Below are 7,034 nucleotides of genomic sequence, written 5' to 3'. Positions count from 1 at the left end.
GTCCACCCTGCTCCAGATGCTCGGCGGGCTCGACCGTCCCACCGCGGGCAGCGTCGAACTCGACGGCACCGACATGGCCAAGCTGTCCGAGGCGAAGCTCACCAGGGTGCGCAGCGAGAACATCGGCTTCGTCTTCCAGAGCTTCAACCTGATCCCCACGCTCACCGCCCAGGAGAACGTCGAGACCGCGCTCGTACCGCTCGGTGTCAAGGCGAAGGAACGGCGTGGGCGGGCCGCCGCGGCCCTGGAGTCCGTCGGGCTCGCCGAACGGCTCGGACATCTGCCCGCCGAGCTGTCGGGCGGCCAGCAGCAGCGGGTCGCGATCGCCCGCGCCCTGGTCAAGCAGCCCAAGGTGCTGCTCGCCGACGAACCGACCGGCAACCTCGACGAGTCCATGCGCGACGAGATCATGGACGTGCTCGAAGCCATGTGGAAGGAGCACGGGCTGACCTTCATCATGGTCACGCACGACTCCTCGATCGCGAAGAAGGCCCCGCGCGTCGCGACGATCCGCAAGGGGAAGATCACCGTCAAGGAGAACGCGGGAGCGTAGCGGCAGCGGAACCGCGGCCCGTCGCACCGGCCCGTCGCGCGGAGGCGGAGATCGTCGCGCGTGGCGCGGAGCGAGCCCGCGGTGAGGGCGCGGAATGAGCCCGCAGCGAAAGGGCCACCGGAAAGAGAGCCTCCGGTGGCCCTTCCGTGTTTGTGTGGGGGCATGACCGTCTCGACAGTCGAATACATCCGGTACCGCATTCCCGAGGAACAGTCGGCCGAGTTCCTGGCCGCCTACACCCGTGCCGCCGTGCAGCTCGCCGCGGCCCCGCAGTGCGTCGACTACGAACTCGCGCGCTGCGAGGAGGACTTCGAGCACTACATCCTGAGGATCACCTGGACCTCGACCGAGGACCACATCGAGGGCTTCCGCACCTCCGAGCTCTTCACCGACTTCCTCGCCGAGATCCGCCCGTACATCGGCAGCATCGAGGAGATGCGCCACTACAAGCCGACGTCGGTGCGCGGCCGGGGCGCCTCCGTGCCCACGCTGTACGCCTGGGCGGGCGGCACCGAGGCCTTCTCCCGCCTCACCGAGGCGTTCTACGACAAGGTGCTCAAGGACGATCTCCTGGCGCCCCTGTTCGCGGACCTCGCGCCCGAACACGCCGCCCATGTCGCCCTCTGGCTCGGCGAGGTCTTCGGCGGGCCGCCGGCCTACTCCGAGGCCCAGGGCGGTCACGGCCACATGGTCGCCAAGCACCTCGGCAAGGGCATCACGGAGGTCCAGCGCCGCCGCTGGGTCAACCTGATCCAGGACGCCGCCGACGACGCGGGGCTTCCCACCGACGCCGAGTTCCGCTCCGCCTTCCTCGCGTACACCGAGTGGGGCACGAGGCTCGCCGTGTACTACTCAGGCCCGGACGCGACACCGCCCGCGGAGCAGCCCGTACCGAAATGGACGTGGGGAGCCGCCCCGCCCTATCAGCCGTGAGCCGGGGTGTCAGGGAGGAGGGTCACCGGGGTGAGGACGAGCCCGCGCGGGTCGCGTCCGTTCCCCACGAAGCCAGCAGCCGCAGCGCCTGAGCCGAGCTCGACTCCGGCTCCGCGTGATAGGTCACCAGCGCCAGCTCGCTGTCGCCGATCAGCCGGAACGACTCGAACTGCAACGCGAGGTCGCCCACCAGCGGATGCCTCAGCAGCTTCACCCCGTGGCTCTTCTCCTTGACGTCGTGCGTCGCCCACAGCCGCCGGAAGTCCTCGCTCTTCACCGACAGCTCCCCGACCAGCGCGGACAGCCGCGGATCGTCCGGATGACAGCCCGCGTCCATGCGCAGCATGCAGACGATGTCGATCGCCTTCTGCTCCCACTCCACGAACAGGTCCCGGTACTCGGGCCTCAGGAAGACCATCCGCGCCCAGTTGCGCTCCTGCGGCGGCAGCTCCGACCAGTCCCCGAAGACGGCCGCGGCCATCCGGTTCCAGACGAGCACGTCGGAGCGCCGTCCGGTGATGTACGCCGGGACGCCGTCCAGCGTGTCCAGCAGCTGGCGCAGGGAGCCGCGGACCTGCTGCGGCCTGGCCGTCTGCTTCTTCTTGTGCTGCTTGGGCTTCGCGAGGTGCGTGAGGTGGTTGTGCTCGGCATCCGTCAGCCGCAGGGCCCGCGCGATGGCGTCCAGCACCTCCGCCGACACATTGCGTCCGTGCCCCTGCTCGAGGCGCGTGTAGTAGGCGACGGACACCCCGGCAAGCTGGGCCAGCTCCTCGCGGCGCAGTCCGGGTACCCGGCGGTGCCGCCCGAAGTCGGGCATCCCGACGTCCTCCGGCTTCAGCCGGGCACGGCGGCTGCGCAGGAACTCGCTCAGCTCGGCGCGCCGGTCGAGGGAGTGGGCCGCCTCACCGGCGGGCCCCACGGAGGGCTGTTCATCCATACGTCCAGTATCAACGGTCGTACGACACGGAGCCTGACCCCGCCAGTGGTAGGACCGGCGAACGTACGCAGAGCCGTGGCCTGGGTGAAACCCGGGGGATCGGGCAGGCTGGACGCCGTGCCCGACGCGAGACAGCCGGGCACCTACCCCCCTCCCGAGGAGAACCCCGGCATGACCACTGTCGTTGCGTACGCCGCTCCCGCCGCCAAGGCTCCGCTGGAGCGCACCACCATCGAGCGACGCGAGGTCAGGGAGCACGACGTCCTGATCGACATCAAGTTCGCCGGCATCTGCCACTCCGACATCCACCAGGCCCGCGAGGGCTGGGGCAAGGCGGCCTTCCCGATGGTGCCGGGCCATGAGATCGCCGGCATCGTGTCCGAGGTCGGATCCGGCGTCACCAGGTTCAAGGTCGGCGACCGTGTGGGCGTCGGCTGCCTGGTCGACTCCTGCCGCGAGTGCGACAACTGCGCGGCCGGTCTCGAGCAGTACTGCACCGGCGGCGGTGTGGGCACGTACAACTCCGTCGGCAAGGACGGCGAGCCCACCTACGGCGGCTACTCCGAGAAGATCGTCGTCGACGAGAACTACACCCTGCGCATCCCCGACGGCATCTCCCTCGACGTCGCCGCGCCGCTGCTCTGCGCCGGCATCACCACGTACTCCCCGCTCAAGCACTGGAACGCCGGCCCCGGCAAGAAGGTCGCCGTCCTCGGCATGGGCGGTCTCGGCCACATGGGCGTCAAGATCGCGCACGCGCTCGGCGCCGAGGTCACGGTCCTCTCCCAGTCGCTGCGCAAGAAGGACGACGGCCTGAAGCTGGGTGCCGACCACTACCACGCCACCAGCGACCCCGAGACGTTCAAGGCGCTGCGCGGCACCTTCGACCTGATCCTGTCCACCGTCTCCGCCCCGCTGGACCTGGACGCCTACCTCGCCCTGCTGCGCACGGACGGCGCCTTCGTGAACGTGGGCGCGCCCGAGGAGCCGGTCCGGCTCAACCTGTTCTCGGTGATCGGCGGACGCAAGACCCTCGCGGGCTCCGGCATCGGCGGCATCCGGGAGACCCAGGAGATGCTGGACTTCTGCGCCGAGCACGGCTTCGGCGCCGAGATCGAGCTGATCGAGGCGTCCGGGATCAACGAGGCGTACGAGCGCGTGCTGGCGAGCGACGTCCGCTACCGCTTCGTGATCGACGCGGCCACGATCCAGTAGCTCCGCACCTGCATGGCCGACGAGAGCGCCGCCGCGGTCGTACGACCACGGCGGCGCTCTCGTGTCACGGCTCTCCACCGTCACGGCTCTCCGCTTCCGGGCGGCCCGGGCCACCGGGCCGCGCGGGCGTCCGGGAGACCCGGGCCGGGCGGCCTCAGCGTCCGACGACCGCGCCGGCGTAGACGTTGTCCGGGGTGACGATCTGGGTGACGGCCCTGGCGACCAGCGTGGAAGGCTCCTGGCCCTGGTAGGTGCTGTCGGTGTTGAGCATGATGACCAGGGTGGCCTTCTTCGAGGGCAGATAGACGGTCACGGTCTCGTAGCCCGGCAGGGAGCCGTTGTGCCCGATCCATCCGCTGGCGTTGAAGATGCCGAGGCCGTACGTCGTCCCGGGGAAGCCGGTCGGCAGCGTCTTGAGGCGCTGTGCCTGGGTCTCGGGGCTGAGCAGGGTGCCCGTGGCGACGACCTTGGCCCAGTGCCGCAGGTCACGCAGGTTCGAGATCATCGCACCGGCCGCCCAGGCCCAGCTCGGGTTCCAGTTCGTGGCGTTGGCGGTCGCTCCGGTCAGCGTCTGGTCGGTGTAGCCCTGCGGGTGCGGCTCGGGGAACTCGTTCCCCTTCGGGAAGAGCGTGTGGCGCAGGTGGGCCGGGCGCAGGACCCGCCTGTCGATGACGTCACGGAGCTTGTGACCGCTGACCTTCTCGATGACCAGGCCCAGCAGGATGAGGTTGGAGTTGCAGTACTCGAACTGCGTGCCGGGCGCGAAGGTGTTGGGGTGCTTGTACCCGTACGCGAGCAGTTCCCGCGGGGTGAAGACGCGCTGCGGGTTGCTGAGCAGGTCGTTCTCGAAGCCCGCGTCGGAGGTGTACGGGAACAGTCCGCTGCGCATCTCGGCGAGCTGGCGCAGCGTGATGTGACGTCCGTTCGGTACGCCCCGGATGTACTTGGAGATCGGGTCGTCCAGCCGGATCCGGTGCTGGTCGACGAGTTCGAGCAGCGCGGTGACGGTGAACGTCTTGGTCTCGCTGCCGATCCGGACGTAGGAGTCGACCGACATCGGCTGACGGGTGGCGGTGTTCGCGACACCGGTCGCGCGGACGTAGTTCCCCTTGCCGGGCATCCACAGTCCGACGACGACACCGGGAATGCTGGCCTGCCGGCGGACGTCGGCGATGGCCTTGTCCAGCCGGGCGCTCAGCCGGGGGCTCAGACTGTCGCGCGCGTCGTCGTCCCTGCCGTATCCGCCGGTGTCCACGGCGTGGGTGCCGCTTGCGCGCAGGCCCGTCGGGTGGAGGGCCGCGGCTGGGGTCGCTGTCATCGGGGCCAGCACGGACGCCGCGAGCAGGGCCGCGGCGAACGGACGGCGGTAGGAGGTACGTCGCATGGGGGCGCCTCTTCCGGATCGGATCCAGGTCACGGGGACACGGGAACAGACGGCAACACCACCATCCGCGCCCCCGGCAGGAGCTCCGGTCCGATCAACGTTCCGGCAAGTCCACTCGATCGGAGCCACGGAGGACGGAGCCACGGTGGCGCGGTGGACGGTGGCGCGGCGCGGCCGTCGGCCGCAACCATCGGGCGAACTCGTGGGTCTGCTGTACGTCGTAGAGATCGGGACAGGCGTGGTCCGGGAGCAGGCCCGGGAGCTGGTCCGGCAGTGGTGGCCGGTCCGGGGGCTGGTCCAAGGGCCGGCCCGGGAGGGGGAGCGGGGGTCGGGATGAGGGGACGGACGAACCGCCGGGAAACGGCCCGGGAGGTGACGGCGGCGGGCCGGCGGCTGCTCTTGACCGCCGCTCTGTTCGCCGTGGGCACGATCGTCACCTGGCTCTCGGTGACACATCTCGCCTACGCCACCGGCGTGGCGGGCAGGTCCGGTCACCTCAAGGTCGAGACCTGCACCTGGAGCGAGGCCGGAGGCCACAGGTATCCGCACTGCCACGGTGTCTTCCGTTCCGACGACGGGACGGTGGTGGACCCCGGGGCCACGATCGACAGCGACCTGCCCGTCGGAGACACGGTCGCACTGCGCCGGACGTCCTCCGACGGCTATGAACAGACCGGCGCGGGTGCCGCGTTCGGGTGGCTGGCGGTCTCCCTGCTCGGCCTGGTGGTGCTGGTCCTGGGTGCCGCGACCGTGCGCGGCCCGGCGGGCTCGCGCGGCAGCCCCCGCGTGCTGCTGATCCTGCTCGGCGTGCTGGTCGCCGCGATGCTGACCAGCGCGTTCATCGGCGGAGTGGTGGGAGTCGTCGGGGCGTTACGAGGTCGGGGCTGACCTGCGGCGGCGGGCCGGCGGCAGCTCGAAGCTCCGGTGGTTCAGGGCGACTTGGCCGTCGCCTCCTCACCAGCGGAGCTTCGTGTTCAAGCGGCCGGGTGAGCGTGCCGGCCGGCCGCCGGGAAGCGGTCGCGATCGAGGTCCGTCACTTGGACATGATGAAGTCCAGGGCGTAACCGGAAGCGGTCGTCCAGTAGGTGACGAGCTGACCGTCGTCCGCGTACAACGTCTTGACGGGCATGGGGACATCGATCGCCTTGCCGGCTCCGCTGCCGGGCTGACGGCCCTGGAGATTGAGTGTGATGCTCTTCGCCGGGTACTCGTCCCTGGCGCCGCCGCTGACGAGCAGAGCGGCGTACCCCTCCTGACCCGGAGCGAGGGTGACGGGCACCCCCGGGTCCGGGTCGCTGTCCTTGATCACGGGGACCGTGGTCCGGGCGTCGGCACCGAGCCGCACGAGGGGGTAGCGGTAGAGGTTGCACTTCTTGTCGCCGGCGTTCTGGACGATGAGGAGAAGGTGCCTGGCGTCCTTGCTGTCCGCGGGCTCCTTCACGGCGGAAACCCCGAGGTTCTTCTGGGAGCAGGCGGGGACGGTGGTGGCCCTGGCCTTTCCGCCGAGGGTCCGCGGCCCGGCGGTGGAGGCCTGGGCCGACACACCGCACCCGAGAGCCAGGACGAGACCCGCGGCCACGGCCGCACGGCCCGTAAGGGACTTCACGTTCATCAGCGTGTTCCTTTTCTGATCGGTATCGGGTCGCACGCGCATTCCGGGTACCCGAAGAGACGGGTGTCCCAGTGGACGGGTGAGCCGGGGTGTCGTGGCGCTACCGGGCGGTCGGCCGCTTCAACCGGTGCGACACCCAAAGCATCGGACGCGCCTTGAGCCCGGGACAACAGCCACCGCCCGATCCGGGACGCTGGAACGATCCCACCCCCGACGACCTGCATGAACAAGCAATCCTGGGATGCCTCTGGGATCCGGCACCCCGTCAGGCCGACGGCCGGTCACGGGGTTTCGTCGATCACGTCGCGGTCGCGGACGCGCCGTCACTTCCGATCCCGGCGGGCAGGCAGGTCCTGGTGGTCACCGAGGGCGGCCGTGAGGCCGGCAACTCGCGTGCTCC

7 protein-coding genes are annotated in these 7,034 nt (G+C 70.2%); 4 read left to right on the top strand and 3 right to left on the bottom strand.

Annotated features, from left to right (window positions below; genetic code table 11):
* The coding region (locus ABZV42_RS27150) for an ABC transporter ATP-binding protein (protein ID WP_356053930.1) at positions 1–553 on the top strand (553 nt) is incomplete at its 5' end.
* 162 nt (positions 554–715) lie between these two features.
* Positions 716–1,486, top strand: coding sequence for an antibiotic biosynthesis monooxygenase (locus tag ABZV42_RS27145; RefSeq protein WP_355975769.1), 771 nt, complete (start codon positions 716–718; stop codon positions 1,484–1,486).
* A gap of 22 nt (positions 1,487–1,508) precedes the next feature.
* Here ABZV42_RS27145 and ABZV42_RS27140 read toward each other — a convergent pair whose 3' ends face one another.
* Positions 1,509–2,423, bottom strand: coding sequence for a helix-turn-helix transcriptional regulator (locus ABZV42_RS27140; RefSeq protein ID WP_355975766.1), 915 nt, complete (start codon positions 2,421–2,423; stop codon positions 1,509–1,511).
* Between the two features lie 171 nt (positions 2,424–2,594).
* Here ABZV42_RS27140 and ABZV42_RS27135 point away from each other — a divergent pair, with 171 nt between their 5' ends.
* Positions 2,595–3,638, top strand: a complete 1,044-nt coding sequence (locus ABZV42_RS27135; protein ID WP_355975763.1) for an NAD(P)-dependent alcohol dehydrogenase — start codon at positions 2,595–2,597, stop codon at positions 3,636–3,638.
* A 154-nt stretch (positions 3,639–3,792) separates the two neighbouring features.
* On the opposite strand, the gene ABZV42_RS27130 is transcribed toward ABZV42_RS27135, so the two are convergent.
* Positions 3,793–5,022, bottom strand: coding sequence for a serine hydrolase domain-containing protein (locus tag ABZV42_RS27130; RefSeq protein ID WP_355975760.1), 1,230 nt, complete (start codon positions 5,020–5,022; stop codon positions 3,793–3,795).
* A gap of 333 nt (positions 5,023–5,355) precedes the next feature.
* Between ABZV42_RS27130 and ABZV42_RS27125 the strand changes: the two genes are divergently transcribed.
* Entirely contained in the window at positions 5,356–5,910 is a 555-nt protein-coding gene (locus ABZV42_RS27125) for a hypothetical protein (protein WP_356053928.1), read from the top strand.
* Positions 5,911–6,055: 145 nt separating this feature from the next.
* Here ABZV42_RS27125 and ABZV42_RS27120 read toward each other — a convergent pair whose 3' ends face one another.
* Entirely contained in the window at positions 6,056–6,634 is a 579-nt protein-coding gene (locus ABZV42_RS27120; RefSeq protein WP_356053926.1) for a DUF4232 domain-containing protein, read from the bottom strand.
* Positions 6,635–7,034: the final 400 nt, after the last annotated feature.

It is taken from the genome of Streptomyces sp. NPDC005281, from assembly GCF_040607495.1.
GTDB lineage: Bacteria > Actinomycetota > Actinomycetes > Streptomycetales > Streptomycetaceae > Streptomyces.
This window is presented reverse-complemented; position numbering and strand designations above follow the sequence as displayed.